We start from the raw sequence: 19,719 nt of genomic DNA, 5'->3' as shown, positions 1-19,719 counted from the left end.
CTCAGCGGGGCGGACCGCCCCGTCGCGAGCAGGTCAGGAGGACGTGCAGGTGAGCGCGCCGGTCGGCGGGGTGCCCGAGCCGAGCATCCCGAACGTCGTCGTGCCACCGGCGGACAGCGTCCCGTTCCATGCGGCGTTGCGCACCACCGTCAGGCCGCCCTGCGTGCTGAGCGTCCCGTTCCACACCTGGTCGACGCGCTCGCCGGCCGGGCGCCAGCTCACGCTCCACGACGTCGCGGGTGACCCGGCCCGGACCGTGACCTCGCCCTGGAACCCGCCGGACCAGGAGTTCACGGTGCGGTAGGTGGCGGTGCAGGCACCCGCCGGCGGCGGGGTGGTCGGCGTCGGCGTGGGGGACACCGTCGGCGTCGGGCTCGGCGTCGGCGTCGGGGTGGCGGTCGGCGTCGGGGTGGGCGTCGTCGTCGACGTCAGCGACGTGAAGAACCGCCAGACCTCGCCCGGCACCCAGGACTGCTGCGCCCCGCGGTCACGCGGGTCCCACCAGTGCCCGCTGTCGGACGCGATCCACACCACGGGGTACCCCGCGCGGCAGGTGTAGTCGGTGCGCACGTGCGTGCCGCTGCCCGCCGCGGGCTCCGTGGCCTGCTTGGCCTGGCAGCCGTTGTTGCGCAGCGCGCGGTCGCGCAGGGCCCGGCCCTGGGAGATGTTCAGGACGTCGTCCGTGACGCCGTGCGAACCCAGGTACGCGATCGGCTGCGTGCCGCCCGCGCAGCCCGAGAGCTGGGCTCCGTTGAGCACCGCAACCGCGCGGAACACGTCCGCCCGGGCGCACGCCAGCGCGTTGCTCATGCCGCCGCCGTAGCTGAACCCGGTGGCGAACCGCTGGGTCGTGTCGATGCAGAGCGCCTGCTCCACGGCCCGCAGCACGTCGTCCACGAACGCCACGTCGCGCCCGTTGGTGTTCGGCCACGCGTTGTCGATGCCCTGCGGCGCGACGAACACCGTGGTCGCCCCGGAGAGCGGCTTCAGCCCGTAGAAGCCCTGGTTGACCACGTCGGCGGCGGTCCCGTGCCACCAGTGCAGGCCGACGACGAGCCGGTAGGGGCGGCTCGGGTCGTACCCGGCGGGCACGTCCAGCCGGTAGGTGCGCTGCACACCGCCGCTGGTGATCGTGTGGGTGCCGGTCGCCAGGCCGGCGGGGCGGCCGCAGCCGGCCGTCACGGCCGTGGGCGCCACAGCGGTCGGCGCGGCGACGGCCGGGACCGTCAGGCCTCCGGCGACGAGCAGGGCCGCCGCGGCGGCCAGCACCGCCCGTCGGCCACGGTGCAGGGTTGGTAGACGCACGGGAGCTCCCTCCGGCAGCCCCGGCGGGGTTGCCGGGACGACGCCCGCGGGACGGCACCCGCCGGCGCGGCGACCGTACTCACGCGCCACCGCCGACGGACAGTTCCTAAGCGATTCTTAACCGACACGCGGCCGGACGCGCGGTCGCCCGGCCGGCTCCTCGACGACCACCACGAGGTCCACGTCGTCGCCCAGCTCGACGCCCTCGGCCCGTCGTGCCGCGACCTTCAACGGCACCCGGAACCCGCCGTCCTTCGGGAAGATCGACGTCGTGAACGTCGTCGCCCCCAGCGTCACGCTCGCCGGGATGCACCCCCACCCGTAGGTGACGTCCGCCGCCACGGCCCGCAGCTGCCCCGCCTCGGGCTCCGGCACCTCCACGAAGTGGAACGGCGCGGGCCCGCGCCACCAGATGACCTCGCCCCCGAACCGCAGCTCCACCCCCCGAGGATGGCACCGGCCCCGACGCACCGGAACCCCGCCGCAGCCGGACGGCTGACCAGTCGCCGCACCACGCACCCGGCCGTACGGTCGGGGCATGCACTGGGGGGATGCACAGGCGGTGCTGCTCGACCTCGACGGCGTGCTGACGTCGACGGCAGCCGTCCACATGAGGGCCTGGGACGCCATGTTCCGCGACTGCTTCGCGGCGCTGGGCGTCGCCGAGCCGTACACCGACGCCGACTACTTCGCGCACGTCGACGGGCGCTCGCGGGTCGACGGGGTGCGGGCGGTGCTCGCGTCCCGGGGCGTGCCGCTGCCCGACGGCGACCCGACGGACCCGCCGGGCACGGCGACGGCGCACGGCTGGGGCAACGCGAAGAACGCCGTCGTGGAGGGGCTGTTCGCCCGTGAGGGCGTGATGGCGTACCCCGGGTCGGTCGCGGTGGTCGCGGACCTGGCGGCGCGCGGGGTGCCGAAGGCGGTGGTGTCGAGCTCGCAGAACGCGTTGGCGGTGCTCGCGGCCGCGGGCTACGGCGGCCAGTTCCCGGTGGTCGTGGACGGGGTCGTCGCGGCGGCGGAGCGGCTGCCGGGCAAGCCGGCGCCCGACATGTTCCTGCGCGCCGCGCAGCGGCTGGGCGTCGACCCGGCGGTGGCGGCGGTGGTGGAGGACGCGGTCTCGGGGGTCGCGGCGGCGGCCGCCGGCGGCTTCGGGCTCGTGGTCGGTGTCGACCGCGGCGCGGGGGCGGACGCCCTGCGGGGAGCCGGCGCGCACGTCGTCGTGCAGGACCTGGACGAGCTCCTGCGCTGAGCGCAGGGGCCGGCGCGACTCGCGAGGGGGTGGGCGATGAGCAAGGTCGCCAGGCACAGGCGGTACGTGGGCGGTCCGGACCCGCTGGACCGGTCGCGGTTCGCGCTGGACCCGTGGCGCCTCGTGGAGCGCCGGGTCGAGCCGGACGACTGCGGGACCACCGAGACGCTCTTCGCCGTCGGCAACGGGTACCTCGGCGTGCGCGGCACCCCCGAGGAGGGGCGTCCCGCCCACGAGCACGGTACCTTCGTCAACGGCTTCCACGAGACGTGGGCCATCCAGCACGCCGAGGCCGCGTACGGGCTGGCGGAGGTCGGCCAGACGATCGTCAACGTGCCCGACGCGACGGTGCTGCAGGTCTACGTCGACGACGAGCCGCTGGTGCTGGGCGAGGCGGAGCTCCTCGCGTACGAGCGGACCCTCGACATGGCCGACGGCGTGCTGCGCCGCGACCTGGTGTGGCGCACGCCGACCGGCAACCGCGTGCGCGTGCGGTCGAGCCGGATGGTGTCGTTCACCCAGCGGCACCTGGTGCTGGCGAGCATCTCGGTGACCCTGGAGGACGCGTCGGCGTCCGTCGTCGTGTCGTCGCAGGTCGTCAACCGGTACGCCACCGCCACGCAGGACGACGCGACGGCGGGCGTGACGCCCGGCGGCATGGCGGACCCGCGGCGCGGCGAGACCCTGGGCCACCGCGTGCTCCAGCCGGTCGTCCACCGGCAGGACGGGGACCGGGCCGTGCTGGCGTTCCGGTGCGCGACGTCGGGCATGACGCTCGCGGTCGCGGCCGACCACCTCGTCGAGGGCGACGCGGAGACCACGACGAGCACGGTCGTCACCGAGGACGTCGCGACCACCGACGTCCGCGTCCAGGCGCTGCCGGGCCAGACGCTCACGGTGACGAAGCTGGTCAGCTACCACTCGTCCGACGCGGGCCCGGCGGCGGAGCTCGCGGCCCGCTGCGGGCGGACGCTCGACCGGGTGCGGGCGCAGGGCGTCGCCCAGCAGCTCGCCGACCAGCGGGCGTGGCTCGACGCGTACTGGACGCGCTCGGACGTGGAGGTGCCCGGGCAGCCGTCGGTGCAGCAGGCCGTGCGGTGGAACCTGTTCCAGCTCGCGCAGGCGTCGGCGCGGGCCGAGGGCAACGGCGTCCCGGCCAAGGGGCTGACGGGGTCCGGGTACGGCGGGCACTACTTCTGGGACACCGAGATCTACGTGGTCCCGTTCCTGACGTACACGTCGCCGACGGCCGCCCGCAACGCCCTGCGGTTCCGCTACGCGATGCTGCCGGCCGCGGAGAGCCGCGCGCGGGACCTCAACGAGGGCGGGGCGCTGTTCCCGTGGCGCACGATCAACGGTGCGGAGGCGTCCGCCTACTACGCCGCCGGCACCGCGCAGTACCACATCAACGCGGACATCGCGTACGCGATCGCGGGGTACGTCGACGTCACCGGCGACGAGGAGTTCCTGGCCCGCGAGGGCATCGACGTGCTCGTGCAGACGGCCCGGCTGTGGGTGGGGCTGGGGTTCTGGCGCGGCGAGGGGCCGGGGTCGTTCCACATCCACGGCGTCACCGGGCCCGACGAGTACACGACCGTCGTCAACGACAACCTCTACACGAACGTCATGGCCCGGATGAACCTGCGGGCGGCGGCCACGGCGATGGCACACCTGGCGGCCGAGTGGCCCGCCGAGCACGCCCGCGTCGTCGCGCACCTGAGCGTCGACCCCGGGGAGGTGGCCGAGTGGGTGCGCGTCGCCGACGCCATCGCCATCCCGTACGACGACGTGCTGGGCATCCACCCGCAGGACGCCCAGTTCCACGAGCGCGAGGTGTGGGACCTCAAGAGCACCCCGTCCGACCGGCGGCCCCTGCTGCTGCACTACCACCCCCTGGTCATCTACCGGTTCCAGGTGCTCAAGCAGGCCGACGTCGTGCTGGCGACGTTCCTGCGCGGGGAGGACTTCACGCCCGAGCTCAAGCGGGCGGACTTCGAGTACTACGAGCCCATCACCACGGGCGACTCGAGCCTCTCGGCGGTGGTGCAGTCGATCATGGCCGCCGAGGTCGGCTACCACGAGCTCGCGCTCGACTACTTCCACGACGCCCTGTTCGTGGACCTCGCCGACCGGCACGGCAACACGGTCGACGGCGTGCACGTGGCGTCCGCGGGCGGGGTGTGGGGCGCGCTCGTGCACGGCTTCGCGGGGATGCGCCGACGCCCCGGCGGGCGCACGTCCTTCGACCCGCGGCTGCCCGCGACCTGGCAGGCCGTGACGTTCCGGGTCGCGCTCGACGGCACCCGCCTGGCCGTCACGGTCCGGCAGGACGCGGTCGAGCTGGTCGCGCAGACCGGCCCGGGGGTCGTGGTCGACGTGCGCGGCCGGACGTACGAGGTCGCCCCGGGTGCGCCCGTCGTCGTCCCCCTCGACGGGCAGGGCCCCCGGATCGACGGCAAGCCCGAGCCCCGCGCGCTGCGCGACACGGTGCGCCCCGACGGCTCGGTGGTCACGGCGTCGGTCCCGCCGCTGGCGGGCACGACGGACTAGCGGGGCCCGGGCGCGGGGGCGCCGACGGTGGCGACGGCCTCGATCTCGACGCGCGCGCCGAGCGGCAGCCCCGCGACGGCCACGGTCGTCCGGGCCGGGAACGGCGCGCTGAACGCCTCCGCGTAGGCCGCGTTCATGGCGGCGAAGTCGTCCATCGAGGTCAGGTACACGTTGACCTTGACGACGTCGTCGAGGCCGGCGCCCGCGGCGTCGAGCACGGCGGCGAGGTTCGCGAGGACGCGGCGCGTCTGGACGGTCACGTCGCCGTCGACGAGCCGGCCCGTCGCCGGGTCGATCGGCGTCTGCCCGGACAGGAGCAGCGTGCCGCCGGCGTGGACGGCCTGCGCGTAGGGGCCGATCGCGGCCGGCGCGGAGGGGGCGGTCACCGTGGAGCGTGTCATGCCTCCATGCTCGACCACGGGGACCCGCGGGCTCAGCCCGTCGCGCAGCGGTACAGCCGGAGGATCTCCGCGGGCGACAGCGCACGCGACCACACGGCGGCCTCGTCGATCTCCCCGCGCAGCGGCGACGTGCCGTAGCTCAGCGTGAGGGGCGGGGTGACCGTGCGGGGCGTGCCCGTGCCCGCGACGGTGCCCGCGACGACGCCGTCGACGAACACCCGCAGGTGCGTGCCGTCCCAGGTGGCCGCGAGCATGTGCCACTCCAGGTCCTGCGGGACGGGTGCCGCGACCTCGTACGAGCCCGTCGTCGTGGTGGTCAGCGCCCGGATGCTCAGGCCGTCGGAGGAGAAGGCCAGCATGTAGTTGGTCGTGCCGTTCGGGTCCCGCTTGGTCACGACGCGGGCGAGGGAGTTCTGCGGCAGGCTCGTCGCCCGCACCCACGCCAGCACGGTGAAGCTCCCCGCGACGTCGTGCGCGGGGACGGTGCCGGCCTGCAGGAGCTCGGGGTAGGGCGGCGCCTTGATCGCCGCGTTGGACTCGCTGCGCAGCGCCCCGCTGCGGGAGAACCCGGTGCCGGCGCCGACGGTCAGGGGCGCGACGCCCATGGTGTCCGCCGCGGTCGTGCCGCCGGTCTCGTCCAGCCGCCAGTAGCTGACCGGCCCGGAACGGACCACGGCGTCGCGGTAGAAGCGTGACGAGGTGCCCAGCGACTGCGGCCCGTTCGGGCGCTGCGCGACGAACGCGGCACCGGTGGTGCCCCGCCCCGACGCGTCCGCCCCGCCCCGCACGGCCACGGCGGGCAGCCCGACCCACGGCACGAGGGCCCGCACGCGCCCGACGAGGTCGTCCCGGTGGACCACGGTGCTGTCGGTCACGGGGTTCGCGTCCCCGCGGGTCACGTACCCGTCGGCGGTCACCTCGGCCACGCGGTGCGTCACCAGCCCGTCGTGGGCTCCGCGGAACGTGACGACGGACCCCACGACGACGTCGTCGGGGTCCGGCTGGACCAGGACCACGTCCCCGGGCCGGACCAGCGGGCCCATCGAGCCCGACGTGACGACCAGCGGCTGCCAGCCCCAGGCCAGGGGCGCGAGGGTGAGCAGCAGGAGCGTGAGGAGGGCACCGGTCCCGGCGCCGGTCGCGAGCGTGGCCACGTCCGAGACGAGGCGCCGTGCGCCGGACCCGGGAGCCCGGGCCGCCCGGCGCTCGTCGTGCACGGCCTCGGACGCGGGCACGGTCAGCCCGTCGCTTCCCAGACGAAGCTCGCCGTGGCCTGCGCCGCCTGGGCGGCGGTGACCGGCTGGACCGTGATCGTGAACCGGTACACCCGGGTCGCGCCGGTCGCCCCCGGCTCCCACGGCCCCAGCCCGGAGGCGCCGTCGTGCGCGACCGTCGCCAGGCCGGCCAGGGTCCCGCTGTACAGCGTCCTCGACGCGACGAACGACCCGCAGCCGCGGCCGGAGCCGGTGCCCTCGTCGACGACGACGTCGAGGTGCGGGGCGAGCGTCCCGTCCGCGGTGGCGTACAGGCGCACGGCGACGTCGGACGTGAGCGTGCCCGTGTACGTGACCGTCAGGCAGCGGGTGAGCGTGTCGCCACCCGTCAGCAGCCCGTCGCCCCCGGGAACCCCGCCGCCGTAGCTCGTCGTCGCGAACAGCGCGCTGCCCGTGCTGTCGTCGGCCAGCGACACCGAGCCCGTCTCCCACGCGTTGTCCGGGACCCGGGTGTCCGCGGTGAACACGGCCTCGGACGTGCGCAGCACCATGCCGGTGCACAGCACGGCGCCGAGCAGCGCGCCGAGCGCTGCGAGCCGTGCGGTCCGGGTCATCGGGTCCCTCCGGGGTGGTGCGAGCAGTCGGCTGGTCATCGACCGCGCGGCACCCCGTCCTGACGTGCGCCGGGGGTGAACTGCCCGGTGCGGGCAGGGCGTGACCGGGTCAGACCGGGACGGGCAGCCCGCGCAGCCACTCCTGCCAGGCCGGCTCCTCGTGCCGCGCGTGCTCGGGCGCGTCCGGGGAGAACAGGTACGCCCGTACCGTGACGGTGGCCCGGTCGTCGGCCTCGCCGTACGCGAAGACGCTGAGCATGCCCGGGACCGGCGCGATCAGCCGCACCAGCACCTGGCGGGCGCCGACCCGCTCCACGGTCCCGGTGGACCCGCGCACGTCGAGCGCCGTGCCCGCGTCGCCCACGCCGAGCGAGTCGACCACGGTCGACCACAGGGTGCCGACGTCCACGGGGTGCGACGCCGACGCCTCGAGCTGCGTGGCCTCCTGGCCGGTGAAGTGCGCGAGGTACACGCGCAGGTGGTCGAAGTACGGCCGCCACTGCGCGCCCATGTCGTCCCACCACTCCTGCTCCCAGTCGGCGCCCGTGCCGAACCCGCTGGTGGTGACGCGCACGACGCACGTGCCGCCGGACCGCGCCTCGACCACGAACTCCGACGTCATGGGGCTCAGCTCGGAGGGGTCCTTGCCCACGAGGGCGGCCCAGTCCTCCTCGTAGACGAGCCGGTGCGGCGGGTCCCAGCGGACGACCCGGCCGTCGGAGCCCATGTCGGGACCCATGGCGAAGTGCAGCGCCCCGCCCTCCCGCTCCTCGATCTGCGTGGGCAGGAACCACGCGCTCATCCCCGCCGCGGTGGCGACGGCCTGCCAGACCTGCTCGGGGGTGCCGGGCACCTCGACGCCGAACTCCAGGTGGTACGGGACGTGGGTGGTGGTGGTCATGGGGTCTCCTCGGGCAACGGGTGGGCGGCGACGACGAGCCGGTACGGGTGCCCGTCGTCGTGGTGGTGGCGCGCGGCCAGCTCGAGCACCGCGGCGGTGAGGTCGTCCGCGAACGCCGCCCGGTCGGCGGCGGTGCGGAACCCGATCTGCGTGTCGACGGTCAGCGTCGGCAGGCGGCGTCCGGTGCTCCCGGCCCGGCGGGCGAGGACTCCGACCTCGCGCACGACCCGTCCGGCGAGGGCGACGAGGTACCCGGCCGACATCCGGTCGGCGGTCGCGTCCGGGTCGGCCGCCGACGGGCTGACCGCGGCGGGGGAGACGACGTACGACGCGGCCGACGCGCGCAGCACGCGCTCGGTGATGCCGCCGTGCCGTCGCTCCTCGGCGAGCTCGACCAGTCCCGCCGCCTCGAGCGCGCGGAGGTGGTAGTTGACCTTCTGCCGGCTGGTGCCGACCCGGGCGGCGAGCCCGGCGGCCGACGCCGGCACGGCCAGCTCCGCCAGCAGCCGGGCCCGCACGGGGTCCAGCGCCGCCGCTGCGGTGCCTGCGTCCTCGATGACCTCGATGTCCTGCACGACAGCAGCGTGCGCTTGACAACAAATACTGTCAAGGCCCGGGAGGTGGGCACGGAGGGGCTACCGTGCGACGCATGAGCAACCTCAGCGCCGTCGGTGACCGTGACTCGTGGCGCTGCTGGCTGTGCGACCAGCCCGTCGACCCCGACGCCTCCGTCAACTCCGACCTCGGCCCCAGCGTCGACCTCGGTGCCGTGAAGTCGAAGAAGTCGGCCGGCACCGAGCGGCTCGCGCACCGCGCCTGCAACACCCGCAAGGGGGCGGTCAAGCCCGTGGTGCCGTGGTCGCCCGACCTGTTCGTCGTCGACCCCGCACCCATCGCGGAGACCGTCGAGCGCCTCGGCCGCAAGGGCGGCCGCGAGGTCGTCGCCCGCTGCCCGAGCCGCGCCGACGCCGACCAGGCCGCCGACTGGCTGGTCGACCGGTTGTCGCGCTTCGCCCCCGACCTGGCCGTCACCGCCCAGGTCGAGCCCGGCGGCGGCCAGTTCCTCCTGGCCCTGCGCACGACCTGATCGACGCAGCGCCGATCAGGCCAGTCGCCAGGCCGCGCGCGGGTCCTTGGGTGACTGCCCGTCCCACACGACGAGACCGGCGGACTGCAGCCGCTGCAGGTGCCGCGAGGCGGTCGGACGAGTGACGCCTGCGGCGTCGGCGACCTGGCCCGTGCCCAGCGGACGGCCTGCGCGGCGCGGAGCACCAGGACCTCCTTGCCCCCCGACGTCGTCAGGATCTCCGCCCGGGCCCGCACGACGGGTTGCGTGAAGTCGTGCGCCGCCTGCTGCAGATCGTTCAGGCGTGCCGTGCTGACACATTCGACGGTGCCCGAGCGGATGCCGACGACGATGTACCCGCCTTCTGCGTTCGCGAGGGCGATGAGCGGTACGGCGAGGTCGCGGGGCGCGATCCTCCCGGACTTGCGCTCGAACCACTGGCCCTCGGGCAGCTCGGCGAGGTGAGCAACGGCGGCATCGACGTGCTGCGCGAGAGCATGGTCGGCATCGGTGTTCCGCATGCATGTACTGCAACAGTTTTACAGTTGTTCGCTCTGGAGGTGCCGGTGCGGACAGCGTGCACGCAGACCCCGACCCGCATCGCGTGACGGCAGCGTCGCCGAGGGTGTCGCGCTGTGCGGGGCCTCAGTCGCTGATGCTGGGTTCAAGGAGCTCGATGCGGTTGCCGTGCGGGTCGTGGCAGTGGAGGCGGCGCATGCCTGGTAGGCCGTCGTCCCACTCGACGGCGTGACCCGCCGCCCCCAGGCGCCGAGCGTGGCCGCTCAGATCGGTCACCAGCAGGCCGGGGTGCGCCCTGCGGGCAGGGTGGAAGTCCTCCTCGATGCTCAGGTGCAGCTCGATGCCGGCGCCGCGGAACCAGCATCCGCCGCGGACTGCGAGGGCTGCGGGCTTCGGGATCTCGTCCAGGCCGAGCACGTCGCGGTAGAACGCACGGGAGAGGTCCTCGGAGCCGGGTGGGGACATGAGCTGGACATGGTGGATCATGGGCGTCTCACTTTTATATCGACATCGAGAAACTTGACATCGACACAGTAGCGGGATGGGGCGTCGGCACGGCAGTGGCCAGGGATGGGCCAGGACGCCGACCGCCGGGTGTGCGACCCTACGGTCCTCAGCTCCGTCGATGGCCCCGGTGCGCCGCGAAGCGCCGATCACCATGCGCATGTCGCGAGTCCGTGCTCGACCCCTGTCCGTGCTCGAGCTGAGGGTCGAGACGCTCGACGGGTGTCCCGACCAGCCGGTCATGACGGTGCTCGTCGACGGGGCCGCGCCGTGGGAGGGCGTCGTGCCCGGCTGGCAGGGCTTCCACCCCGCCGAGATGCTCGGCGACGACTCGCCGCTGCTGCCCGACGACCTGGGGCGGCGCGTGGCGATCTACCGCTGCACGTGCGGCCAGGCCGGGTGCGGCGTGGTCGCGCCCGTGGTCATTCCGTCGCCGGACGGGCGCCGGGTGTCGTGGGTCGACGCGCGCGACTTCACGGGCGTCTTCGACTCGCCGCTCGCCACGACCACGCCCACGACCGAAGGGCGCTGCTGGGACGTCCCTGACCTGCACTTCGACCGGGCGCAGTACCTCGCCGAGATCCGGCGCGCGACGGGGAGAGCCGACCCGTTCGTCGAAACACCCATCCGCGGGCCCGTCGGTCCGTAGGCTCGCAGGTCTCCGGGGGGGAAGGTGCTGGCCGTGCGATCGACGTCTCTGCTCGTGCTCGTCGGGAGCGGCCTGCTGCTCCTGGCGGGATGTGCTCCTGCGACCGGTGACGCGTCCGCCGGGACCGGGGAGGCCGCGGCCGCCGCAGCGCTCGCGGAGGGGGAGGCGAGTGCCGCCGCTCCCTCGCCTGAGCCGACGGCCGGCGACGCCGAGCAGTGGTGCGCCGACGCGGACGTCTCCGCGCGCGTCGACGCCGCTCTGGCCTCCGACACCGAGGGGCCGCACAACGGGGTGCTCGTCTCGCCCGAGGAGATGGCGGAGCTCGGGGAGCCGGAGGCCGCGATCGCCGACCAGCGAAGGGCGTGGGAGGCGCTGACGGACGACGAGGTGGCGTTCCAGCAGTGCCTGCGCGTCCGCCAGGGGCAGTCGCCCGTCGATCCCGTGCCGGGGTCGGGATCCTGACCGGGCAGGTGCCGGTGCCCACCCGCGGAGACGTGGCCGGCGCGCCACGCGGTCGGGAGGATGGGTTCATGGATGCCCGGGAAGCCCTCGTCCGACGGCACGTCGACGCCTTCAACGCCGGGGACGTCGACCGTCTGCTGGCGGACTTCGCACCGGACGCGCAGTGGGTCACCGGCGACCACGTCGTGCCGACAGGTGGTCTGCGACCGTTCTTCGCCGCGGCGATGCAGCACCTGAAGCCGCACCTGACGCTCGTGCGGGTGATCGACGGCACGGACGCGGTCGCCGCCGAGATGACGGAGACCTGGACCGTCGAGGGCGAGGCCCGGTCGGCTGCCCTGGTCGCGGTGCTCGACCTCGCGCACGGCCGGATCCGCCGCGGCAAGGTCTACCGCGAGGGCTCGGCGGACGCCTGATCCCTCGGTCGGCGGGTCCGCGGCGGTCGGGACGCCTGCTCCCCAGGTGCGTCGCCCTAGGGTGGTGAGTGTGTCCGTTCCCGTGCCCTTCCGACCGCTGCCTCGCGGGACCGAGGGGGTCACGTACGAGCACGGCCCCGACTCGAGCCGCCTTCCCGGCGTTCCGGCGGGGGAGACCATCGAGATGCTCTGGGCGCAGAGCGCGGTCTACCCCGGGACGTCCCGGCGGGTGTGGGTCCACGTCCCCGCGCACGAGGGGTCCGCCCCGGTGGCGGCCCTCGTGGTCTTCAACGACGGCTGGTGGTATCTCGACCCGGCAGGCGAGGTGCGCGGCGCGGTCGTCCTGGACAACCTCGTCCATCAGGGCGATATCCCCTTCACGATCGGGGTCTTCGTGGAGCCCGGCGTGGTGGTGGGGGCCGAGCAGCCGAAGAACCGCAACGTCGAGTACGACGCGTTCGACGACCGCTACGCGACCTTCCTGGTCGACGAGATCGTCCCGATGGTCACCGCGAGGTACGCGGTGACGGACGATCCTGGGCGATGGGTCGTCTGCGGTGGGAGCAGCGGGGGCAACGCTGCGTTCACGGCCGCCTGGATGCGCCCGGACCGATTCCGCAGTGCCGTGTGTTTCCTGTCGAGCTTCGCCCAGATGCCCGGCGGCAACCCCTACCCGGACCTCCTCGCCCGGAGCGCCCGGAAGCCGCTGCGGTTCTTCCTGCAGGCCGGGCATCGCGACCTGAACTGGAACGCGCCCGCCCGGAACTGGCTCGCCGAGAACCTCCGTGTCGGCGCCGCGCTGGTCGAGGCCGGCTACGACGCGCGTCTCGTGCTCGGCGACGGCGGTCACAGCCCCAACCACGGCGGTGTCCTCCTCCCGGACGCCCTCCGGTGGGCGCTCGCGCCACCCGCCTGACCGGCGCAGGTGCCGTGCGCTCGCCGGGTTCAGCGGGCCACGTGGGTGCGTCCGAAGATGCGGTGGGCGAGGCGGGTGACCGGGCCGACCGGGGGGTCCGTGGGCCAGGTGGGCGCCGGGGTGCCGGCGGGGACGAGGGTGCGCAGCACCGCCGTGCGCACGGCGTCGGGGTCGATGCCCAGGGCGTCGAGCAGCCGCGGTGCGCGGGCGGAGGGTTCGAGGACGGCCAGCCAGAGGACGGCGCTGCTCAGCCGTCGCTCCTTCGGCAGCGCGTGGGCCTTGCGCAGGTGGCCCCAGGCGGCCGTGGCCCGGTTCAGGGCGGCCTGCAGCTCGGGCCGGTGCTTGACGCGCGGCGGGGCGGCCCGGCGCGTGGCGTCGGTGGCCGGGGCCGGGGGAGCGGTCAGTCCGAGGCGGGCCAGGTGGGGTGCGTCGTCGGCAGCGTCGCGGACGGCGTCCCGCACCACGGAGGGCGTCAGCCCGGGGAACTCCTCGACGACGCGCCTCGTGAGGTCGTCGGCCGCGGTCAGCAGCCCGAGCAGCAGGTGCTCGGAGCCGTAGGCGTCCGTTCCCAGGGCGGTGGCCTCGTCGCGGGTGGCGTCCATCGTCGCCACGAACGTCTCGTCATAGATCAGCATCGGTGCTCCATCTGCGCGTGCCGCGGGGGCGACTGTGCTTCTTGTGGACGGTCTGCCGTGTGACCTGCAGCTCGGCGGCGATGTCGGCCCACGACATGCCGAGCGCGCGTGCGCGTGCCACGTGCAGGTCCTCGAGCCGGTCCGCGAGCCGGTGCAGCGCCACCACGGTGCGCAGCCCCTCCCGCGGGTCGGCTGTCGTCGCGGCGTCCTCCACCCGTTCCAGGTCCATGTGTGTCAGCCTGGTCTGACATCGGCGAGATGTCAACCTGATCTGACAATTGCGTCCGGGTTCCGTGCTCCTCCGACGGCAGGTGCTGCCGCCCCCCTCGCCGTTCGTAGCGTCATCGACGGACACCCGCAGGGGCCCGACGACGAGGAGACGCGATGATCGAGGTGGACGCGCTGACCAAGCGCTACGGCAGCACCACGGCGGTGGACGGGCTGACGTTCACCGCTCGGCCCGGCACCGTCACCGGGTTCCTCGGGCCCAACGGGGCCGGCAAGTCCACGACGATGCGCGTCGTCGTCGGGCTCGAGCGCCCCACGTCCCGGGTGGGACGGTGGTCGACGACAGCGACGCCCCGGCGCTCACCGTGATCGCCGACCAGGACGGCAGCACCGGGGTCGTCTGCGTCGCGTGAGCCCGGCTGCGCGGGCTCGCCTCAGTCGTAGGCCGTCCACGGGTCGGCGCGGACCCGCGCGTCGACCGCCGCGGCGTCGTCGCCGATGACCACCCGCCAGTCACCCCGACCCACCGCCTCCAGGATCGTCTCCGCCGCCGCCGGTGCGGTCACCGGCTGGTAGTCGGCGAAGAGCTGCCCGAGGGCGCGTCGCCACGTCCGCGGAGGTGAGGGCATGCGTGTGCGGACGTGACCGGGCAGCACGAGCACGGCCGACAGGTGCGGGGCGTGGGCCTGGAAGTCGACCCGCAGGGCCTCCGTGAAGCCGCGCACCGCGAACTTGGCCGAGGCGTAGGCGGTGTGCGGGGACCGCGGGCCGAGACTCGCCCACAGGCCGTTCACCGAGGACGTGTTGACCACGACCCCCTGGTCGGCGGCCAGGAGCATCGGCAGGAACGCGCGCGTGCAGTGGTAGGTGCCGGACCAGCAGACGGCGAACGTCCGGTCCCACTCCTCACGCGGGCCGGTGACGAACGACGTCCCACCGACGATCCCGGCGTTGTTGACGAGCAGGTGGACGGCGTCGGTGTCGTGCTGCTCGGCGACCTCCGCGCGCAGCCGGCCGACGGCCGCCTCGTCGGCGACGTCGTGCACGTGGGCGGTCACCCGCACGTCGGGCTCGACAGACCTGGCGCGGCGGACGGCGGCGTCGAGCCGGCGGGCGTCCACGTCGCAGACGGCGACATGGGTTCCCCGACGGGCGAGCCCGAGGAGCAGCTCCAGCCCGATCCCGGAGGCGCCGCCGGTCAGCACCGCGACCCGGCCCTGGAACTGCGTCAAGCCGACCATGGTGACGACTCTGTCGGGTGACGAGCGCGTCGGGCAAGGCCTCGACGGAGCCTGTCGGGCGCGCCGACGGCTGACCGGCTCGTGGTCGGTACAACCCGACCACGAGCCGGTCAGCGAGCCGTCAGCGGTCCTGTCGTCAGGACCCCGTGATGGCGGTGATGATGCCCTGCTCGGTCACCGTCGCGGTGCGGCGGTCGAACAGCGCGAACCCGTACTGGCCGTTGTGCCCGTTGTCCCAGTAGGCCGTGGCGATGCCGTACTTCTTGGCCGTCGCGACAAGGGTCCGCGCGTAGTCGGCGCGGTACCGGTCGTTCGACGCGTCGGCGAACGTCTTGTCGATCGAGCCGTACTCGCCGATGAACACCGGGTACCCGTTGGCCGTGAACCTGTCGCGCATCTTCTTCAGCTGCGCGTCCATGAAGTCCTGCTGGCCCCACGTGGACGTCTTCGCGCGGTCGGTCGCGTTCGGGCCCCACTGCGTGATGGTGCCGTCCTCGGTGCCGGCGAAGTCCCACGGGTCGTAGTAGTGCACCGAGATCATGATGCGGCGCTCGGCGGCGGGGATCGCGGTCGACCGGTACTGGTCGGTCGGGATCACGAAGCCGTAGTTGCCGGCCGTGTAGTCGATGTTCGTGTTCCAGCCCGGCACCAGCAGCCAGCGCGAGGCGTTGTTGCCGCCGGTCTTGCGCACCGTGTCGACGAAGATCTGGTTGTAGGCGTTGATGTTGGAGTAGCACGGCTGCGTGGGCGCGCCGTACTGCCCGTCGAAGTTCTCGTTCATCGACTCGAAGACCAGGCGCCCGTCGTAGGACTGGAACGTGGTGGCGACCTGCTGCCAGACCTTCTGGTACTTGTCCTTGATCGGGTCCTGCGCGGACGCGTCGCAGATGAGCCAGGAGCCGCCGACGCTCTTGTACCCGTCGCCGTGCATGTTGATGACGACGTACAGGCCGCGGTCGTGGGCGAGCTTGACGACCTGCTGGATCCGGGTCAGCCACGCGGGGTCGACGGTGTAGCTCGGCGCGGGGCCGATCTTGCCGAGGTACGACACCGGGATGCGGACGGTGTCGAAGCCCGACGCCTTGATGCGGTCGAAGATCGCGCCCGTGATCACGGGGTTGCCCCACGCGGTCTCGCTCGGCACGCCGTTGATGTTCGCCTCGAGCTGGTTGCCGAGGTTCCACCCCTGGCCCAGCGCGGTGACGAGCTGCGTGGCGTTCAGGGTGACCGCCCCGGCCGTCGGCGTGGGGGTGGGTGTCGGGGTCGGCGTGGTCGTCGGCCGCGGGGACTGGGTCGGCGTGGCCGTGGGGGACGTCGTCGGCGACGGCGTGGGCGAGGTGGTCGGCGTGGCCGCCCCGCCGGTGCACGTGGTGCCGTTGAGCGTGAACGACGTCGGCACGGGGTTGGTCGCGCCCGACGTGCCGATGAAGCCGAACGACGCGGAGCCGTTGGTGGGCAGTGCGCCGTTGTACCCGGCGTTGCGCACCGTGACCGTGGCCCCGGACTGGGTGCCGACGCCGTTCCACAGGCTGCCGATGGTCTGCCCGGCGCCGAACGTGAAGCGCAGGTCCCACCCGTTGATCGGGTCACCCAGGTTGGTGACCTGCACCGCGGCGTTGAAGCCGCCCTGCCACTGGCTGGACACCGTGTAGTCGACGCGGCAGCCCGCGGCGGCGGTCGCCGGCTGGGCGACGCTGATCGATCCGGCCAGGGCGACGGCGGCCGCCGCGGCCACCGTCAGCACCTTGCGTAGTGCGCGCACGGGTGGGGTCCCTCTCGTCAACGGGTGCCGCCGAGGCCGTGACGACCCGGCGGCGGACGCGCCATTGCATCAGAGCGCCCTCACCCGGCGCAGCAGGTCGAATCGATTCACGCCGCCATGGGCCGTGAGAGTTCTCTTAGCGAGACGTCGACGCTCACGGTTCCGCCTCGGCAGACGGACAGGGGGGTCAGGGGGCGATGACGAGCTCGGCGACCAGGTCGTCGTGCAGGGTGAAGCGGTAGCCGAGGTCGACCACACCGCCGGGGAAGTCGCCCTCGAGGTGGTAGGTCACGAGCCAGTGCGTGCCGTCGACGTGCACGGCGCCGACGAGCTCGGCGGTGAAGGTGAACTCGGTGCCGGCGTGCGACAGGAAGTGCCGGATCTCGTCGGTGCCCCGGTAGGTCGTGCCGTCGTCGACGACGACGGCGGTCGGGGTGAAGGTGCGCAGCGCGGCCTCGGTGTCGCGGGCGGCGTGCGCGGCGAGGTAGGCGCGGACGGCGGCGGGCAGGTCGTCGGTCGGGACGGGTGTCGGTGCGGTCATGCGGTGAGGCTGGGGCGTCCCCGGCGGGGAGGGTCAAGGCGTGGACCCTCTCCCCGGGGGAGGGGGCACGATGGGTGGGTGCTGGCCATCGGAGAGTTCTCGCGCCTGACGCACCTGAGCGTGCGCACGCTGCGGCGGTACCACGACGCCGGGCTGCTCGAGCCTGCGGCCGTCGACGCCGAGACCGGCTACCGCGCGTACAGCCCGGACCAGATCCCGACCGCCCAGGTGATCCACCGGCTCCGGGAGATCGACGTGCCGCTGGCCGAGGTCGCGCGGATCCTGCGGTCCCCGGACCCGGCGACCCGTGCCGGGCTGGTCGCCGACCACCTCCGACGGCTGGAGCACGAGCTGGACCGCACGCGCGCGGCGGTCGCGTCGCTGCGCCGCCTGCTGCAGCCGGAACCGGCGCCGGTCGACGTCGAGCTGCGCCCGGTGCCCGCCACGGAGGTCGCGGCGGTCGCGGGCCATGTCGCCCACGACGACGTCCTCGCCTGGTACGCCGGCGCGATGGCCGAGCTGGACGTCGCGGTCGACGCCCCGAGCGGCGCCCCGGGCGGCCTGTACGACAACGCGCTGTTCGAGGACGGCCGTGGCCACGTGCTCGTCTACCGGCCCACCGCCCGGCCGCCCCGCGTGGGGCGCGTCCACCCCACGGCCCTCCCGGCCGTGGAGCTCGCCGTCACCACCCACGTGGGCGAGCACGACGACATCGACGTGACCTACGGGGAGCTCGGCGCGTGGGTGGTGGCGAACACGCTGGCCGTGGCCGGGCCCGTGCGGGAGACGTACGTCGTCGGCCCGCGGGACACCCCGGACCCGTCGGCGTGGCGCACGGAGATCGGCTGGCCGGTCTTCCGCATGTCCTCGTCGTAACCGCCCGGCGCTGACCGACGGCCCGGCGGTCGCCCACGCGGCGGCGTCAGGTGGTCGGGGTCGTCCGCGCGTCGACCGGCAGGCCGAACTCCGTGCGGACGCCGCGGGAGAACAGCACCGAGTCCGGCGGCCGGACCGCCGTCCCGGGCAGCCCGCACGCGGCGACGAGCCGGTCGTCCAGCGCGAGCAGCTCGGCGGTGCGCAGCGGCCACGGCTCGTGCCGGTTGCGCAGGTAGAGCGTGCGGCCGAACGCACGTGTGTGCAGCCCCCAGCGCGCGGTGAGGAACTCCGCCAGCGGGTCGCCGGGCGGCAGCGGCTCGCCCGGTCGCACCACGACGTGCGTCGTCGCGTCCCGCGGCCCGGGCCACCGCCGCCGCGAGGAGTACGTGATCATGCCGTCGGCCTCGGTCACCCGCATCCGCGCCCACGTGTACGGCAGCGCGAGCGCCCCGCGCGCCCCCAGCACGAACGCCAGCCGCGACGCCTCGAGCGTCAGGAAGACGACGCCCCGGCGGCCCTGCTCGTCGACCGAGTACAGGCGGACGTTCGTCTCGGGGAACGTGCCGACCCACGGGAGCCCGGGCCCGCGCGCGGCACCGGCGCCGACCATGCGGAACGGCACGAGCCCCACCCAGCTCGACCCGTCGTGCACGTCCGGCCGCGTGCCGGGCGGCATGAACGGGGCGACGGCCTCGGGGGCGACGCGCCAGTGCACGAACGTCAGGTCGCGCCACCACTGGCCCATGATCGGCCTGCCGACCATCTCCGGCGCCGTCACGGTCACGGGCTGCGGCTCCATGGCGACACTATGCACCTGCGGCCGACCGCGTGGCGCGCCCCGGGCCCCCTCGCTCGTCACAGCTGCGCGAGGCCGCACCCTGGCCGGACCCGCGGCGCGAACATGGGTTGCCGGTGGGGTCACCTGCTCCGGCAGGCTGGCCGGCGCGACGGACTACCTCCCGACCGACCGCGTAAAGCTGCGCCGCTTCCGCGCCGACGACGCCGACCTCGACGTGCGCGTCGTCTGGGGCGCGACGATGGCGCTCAACCGCGCGTCGCAGCGCGTGATGGAGAAGGTCGGCATGGCGGTCGCGCAGACGTTGGAGACGCCGGAGGACATGCTGGCGGTCGAGGGCTCCGAGCTCGGCGGCTACCGGTACGAGATGACGAAGGAGCGGTGGGCGGAGCGCCGGCTCGACCGCCCGTGAGCGCTGCCTGGACCTGACGCGCCCGCCGCGGGCACGGTCACAGACAGACAGCGGCGGGATCGACGTCCGTGGCTGGCCACACCACCCCGTCGCCGTCGACGACCCAGGCCGGGTACGGGAGGAGCGAGGCCAGCCGGGCGACCCACGACACGAACAGGTCCTCCCACCGGCACTCCACCGAGACGGCGACCGTCGTGCTCAGGTCGGGCGCGGAGCCGGGCCCGCGGTACTCGAACGGGCCCTCCTGCCAGTCCGCTGCTTCCTTCGGGTCCAGTGCCCCGAAGACAGTCACCAACCGGCCCTCGCCGTCGCGGTGCTGCGCGACGTGGTCCCGCACCTCTGCGCCCATGCGCGCCGCGGCACACCACACGTCGTCCTCGAGGGACCTCTCCGTCGAGACCAGGTAGGCGGACCTCATGGCGGCTCCTCGACCATCGGGACAGGCACCGGCGACGTGAC

Annotated in this window: 25 protein-coding genes and 2 pseudogenes; 10 read left to right on the top strand and 17 right to left on the bottom strand. The window is 74.1% G+C overall.

Translation table 11 applies throughout. The features are described from left to right. Positions 1 to 33: 33 nt before the first annotated feature. Positions 34 to 1,305, bottom strand: a complete 1,272-nt coding sequence (locus tag BKA21_RS08975) for a CE1 family esterase (RefSeq protein ID WP_140457896.1) — start codon at positions 1,303 to 1,305, stop codon at positions 34 to 36. Positions 1,306 to 1,422: 117 nt separating this feature from the next. After that, positions 1,423 to 1,746, bottom strand: coding sequence for a DUF1905 domain-containing protein (locus tag BKA21_RS08970; RefSeq protein WP_140457895.1), 324 nt, complete (start codon positions 1,744 to 1,746; stop codon positions 1,423 to 1,425). 97 nt (positions 1,747 to 1,843) lie between these two features. Here BKA21_RS08970 and BKA21_RS08965 point away from each other — a divergent pair, with 97 nt between their 5' ends. Together BKA21_RS08965 and BKA21_RS08960 are read left to right on the top strand one after the other, a co-directional pair. Continuing rightward, positions 1,844 to 2,557, top strand: coding sequence for an HAD family hydrolase (locus BKA21_RS08965; RefSeq protein WP_140457894.1), 714 nt, complete (start codon positions 1,844 to 1,846; stop codon positions 2,555 to 2,557). A 36-nt stretch (positions 2,558 to 2,593) separates the two neighbouring features. Next, on the top strand, positions 2,594 to 5,107 hold the full coding sequence (locus BKA21_RS08960; RefSeq protein WP_140457893.1) for a glycoside hydrolase family 65 protein: 2,514 nt from the start codon (positions 2,594 to 2,596) through the stop codon (positions 5,105 to 5,107). Here the strand turns inward: BKA21_RS08960 and BKA21_RS08955 are convergent. The 5 genes from BKA21_RS08955 to BKA21_RS08935 all read right to left on the bottom strand — a co-directional run bounded on the left by BKA21_RS08955 (position 5,104) and on the right by BKA21_RS08935 (position 8,812). After that, positions 5,104 to 5,508 (bottom strand): Rid family detoxifying hydrolase, encoded by a 405-nt coding sequence (locus tag BKA21_RS08955; protein WP_140457892.1) that lies wholly within the window; start codon positions 5,506 to 5,508, stop codon positions 5,104 to 5,106. The two genes, BKA21_RS08960 and BKA21_RS08955, sit on opposite strands and share 4 nt — an antisense overlap. A gap of 32 nt (positions 5,509 to 5,540) precedes the next feature. After that, complete coding sequence (locus BKA21_RS08950; RefSeq protein ID WP_140457891.1) at positions 5,541 to 6,743, bottom strand: signal peptidase I; 1,203 nt, start codon at positions 6,741 to 6,743, stop codon at positions 5,541 to 5,543. A 2-nt stretch (positions 6,744 to 6,745) separates the two neighbouring features. After that, the gene (locus tag BKA21_RS08945) at positions 6,746 to 7,336 is read right to left on the bottom strand and encodes a hypothetical protein (protein ID WP_140457890.1); all 591 of its coding nucleotides are present in this window, start codon (positions 7,334 to 7,336) and stop codon (positions 6,746 to 6,748) included. 109 nt (positions 7,337 to 7,445) lie between these two features. Then, positions 7,446 to 8,237, bottom strand: coding sequence for an SRPBCC family protein (locus BKA21_RS08940; protein WP_140457889.1), 792 nt, complete (start codon positions 8,235 to 8,237; stop codon positions 7,446 to 7,448). Then, a complete protein-coding gene (locus BKA21_RS08935; RefSeq protein ID WP_140457888.1) occupies positions 8,234 to 8,812 on the bottom strand; it encodes an ArsR/SmtB family transcription factor in 579 nt (192 codons plus the stop codon). Before BKA21_RS08935 ends, BKA21_RS08940 begins: the two co-directional genes overlap by 4 nt. Positions 8,813 to 8,886: 74 nt before the next feature. Between BKA21_RS08935 and BKA21_RS08930 the strand changes: the two genes are divergently transcribed. After that, complete coding sequence (locus BKA21_RS08930; RefSeq protein WP_140457887.1) at positions 8,887 to 9,324, top strand: hypothetical protein; 438 nt, start codon at positions 8,887 to 8,889, stop codon at positions 9,322 to 9,324. A gap of 15 nt (positions 9,325 to 9,339) precedes the next feature. On the opposite strand, the gene BKA21_RS20360 is transcribed toward BKA21_RS08930, so the two are convergent. From BKA21_RS20360 to BKA21_RS08915, 3 genes and pseudogenes are all read right to left on the bottom strand, one after another. Further along, positions 9,340 to 9,624, bottom strand: a complete 285-nt coding sequence (locus BKA21_RS20360; RefSeq protein ID WP_140457886.1) for a winged helix-turn-helix domain-containing protein — start codon at positions 9,622 to 9,624, stop codon at positions 9,340 to 9,342. After that, positions 9,549 to 9,824, bottom strand: a pseudogene (locus BKA21_RS20355) (AlbA family DNA-binding domain-containing protein); the annotation flags it as partial. The gene BKA21_RS20360 and the pseudogene BKA21_RS20355, both read right to left, overlap by 76 nt. 124 nt (positions 9,825 to 9,948) lie before the next feature. Continuing rightward, positions 9,949 to 10,308, bottom strand: a complete 360-nt coding sequence (locus BKA21_RS08915) for a VOC family protein (RefSeq protein WP_140457884.1) — start codon at positions 10,306 to 10,308, stop codon at positions 9,949 to 9,951. A gap of 208 nt (positions 10,309 to 10,516) precedes the next feature. Here BKA21_RS08915 and BKA21_RS08910 point away from each other — a divergent pair, with 208 nt between their 5' ends. The 4 genes from BKA21_RS08910 (at position 10,517) to BKA21_RS08895 (ending at position 12,769) form a co-directional block, all read left to right on the top strand. Then, a complete protein-coding gene (locus tag BKA21_RS08910) occupies positions 10,517 to 10,975 on the top strand; it encodes a hypothetical protein (protein WP_140457883.1) in 459 nt (152 codons plus the stop codon). A 33-nt stretch (positions 10,976 to 11,008) separates the two neighbouring features. Continuing rightward, complete coding sequence (locus BKA21_RS08905) at positions 11,009 to 11,437, top strand: hypothetical protein (RefSeq protein ID WP_140457882.1); 429 nt, start codon at positions 11,009 to 11,011, stop codon at positions 11,435 to 11,437. A 68-nt stretch (positions 11,438 to 11,505) separates the two neighbouring features. Further along, positions 11,506 to 11,853: a nuclear transport factor 2 family protein gene (locus BKA21_RS08900; RefSeq protein WP_140457881.1), complete on the top strand. Its 348-nt coding sequence runs from the start codon at positions 11,506 to 11,508 to the stop codon at positions 11,851 to 11,853. Between the two features lie 184 nt (positions 11,854 to 12,037). After that, entirely contained in the window at positions 12,038 to 12,769 is a 732-nt protein-coding gene (locus BKA21_RS08895; protein ID WP_257023420.1) for an alpha/beta hydrolase, read from the top strand. Between the two features lie 29 nt (positions 12,770 to 12,798). On the opposite strand, the gene BKA21_RS08890 is transcribed toward BKA21_RS08895, so the two are convergent. After that, positions 12,799 to 13,404 (bottom strand): Clp protease N-terminal domain-containing protein, encoded by a 606-nt coding sequence (locus tag BKA21_RS08890; RefSeq protein ID WP_140457880.1) that lies wholly within the window; start codon positions 13,402 to 13,404, stop codon positions 12,799 to 12,801. Further along, positions 13,391 to 13,633 (bottom strand): helix-turn-helix domain-containing protein, encoded by a 243-nt coding sequence (locus BKA21_RS08885; RefSeq protein ID WP_140457879.1) that lies wholly within the window; start codon positions 13,631 to 13,633, stop codon positions 13,391 to 13,393. The genes BKA21_RS08890 and BKA21_RS08885 overlap by 14 nt, the downstream gene beginning before the upstream one ends. 155 nt (positions 13,634 to 13,788) lie before the next feature. On the opposite strand from BKA21_RS08885, the pseudogene BKA21_RS08880 reads away from it, so the two are divergent. Continuing rightward, positions 13,789 to 13,953, top strand: a pseudogene (locus BKA21_RS08880) (ATP-binding cassette domain-containing protein); the annotation flags it as partial. A gap of 113 nt (positions 13,954 to 14,066) precedes the next feature. Here BKA21_RS08880 and BKA21_RS08875 read toward each other — a convergent pair. The 3 genes from BKA21_RS08875 to BKA21_RS08860 form a co-directional block, all read right to left on the bottom strand. Continuing rightward, the gene (locus BKA21_RS08875; RefSeq protein ID WP_140457878.1) at positions 14,067 to 14,873 is read right to left on the bottom strand and encodes an SDR family NAD(P)-dependent oxidoreductase; all 807 of its coding nucleotides are present in this window, start codon (positions 14,871 to 14,873) and stop codon (positions 14,067 to 14,069) included. Between the two features lie 136 nt (positions 14,874 to 15,009). After that, entirely contained in the window at positions 15,010 to 16,635 is a 1,626-nt protein-coding gene (locus tag BKA21_RS08870) for a cellulase family glycosylhydrolase (protein ID WP_203793578.1), read from the bottom strand. A gap of 187 nt (positions 16,636 to 16,822) precedes the next feature. Then, a complete protein-coding gene (locus tag BKA21_RS08860; protein ID WP_140457876.1) occupies positions 16,823 to 17,176 on the bottom strand; it encodes a nuclear transport factor 2 family protein in 354 nt (117 codons plus the stop codon). Between the two features lie 78 nt (positions 17,177 to 17,254). Between BKA21_RS08860 and BKA21_RS08855 the strand changes: the two genes are divergently transcribed. Then, complete coding sequence (locus BKA21_RS08855) at positions 17,255 to 18,052, top strand: MerR family transcriptional regulator (protein ID WP_140457875.1); 798 nt, start codon at positions 17,255 to 17,257, stop codon at positions 18,050 to 18,052. A gap of 46 nt (positions 18,053 to 18,098) precedes the next feature. On the opposite strand, the gene BKA21_RS08850 is transcribed toward BKA21_RS08855, so the two are convergent. After that, positions 18,099 to 18,851: a YqjF family protein gene (locus tag BKA21_RS08850; protein ID WP_140457874.1), complete on the bottom strand. Its 753-nt coding sequence runs from the start codon at positions 18,849 to 18,851 to the stop codon at positions 18,099 to 18,101. A gap of 214 nt (positions 18,852 to 19,065) precedes the next feature. Here BKA21_RS08850 and BKA21_RS08845 point away from each other — a divergent pair, with 214 nt between their 5' ends. After that, positions 19,066 to 19,260 (top strand): GNAT family protein, encoded by a 195-nt coding sequence (locus tag BKA21_RS08845; RefSeq protein ID WP_179625343.1) that lies wholly within the window; start codon positions 19,066 to 19,068, stop codon positions 19,258 to 19,260. 37 nt (positions 19,261 to 19,297) lie between these two features. Here BKA21_RS08845 and BKA21_RS08840 read toward each other — a convergent pair whose 3' ends face one another. Continuing rightward, positions 19,298 to 19,678, bottom strand: a complete 381-nt coding sequence (locus BKA21_RS08840) for a hypothetical protein (protein ID WP_140457873.1) — start codon at positions 19,676 to 19,678, stop codon at positions 19,298 to 19,300. Between the last annotated feature and the right edge of the window lie 41 nt (positions 19,679 to 19,719).

The sequence above is a fragment of the Cellulomonas oligotrophica genome, assembly GCF_013409875.1.
GTDB classification, from domain to species: Bacteria; Actinomycetota; Actinomycetes; order Actinomycetales; family Cellulomonadaceae; genus Cellulomonas; species Cellulomonas oligotrophica.
This window is presented reverse-complemented; position numbering and strand designations above follow the sequence as displayed.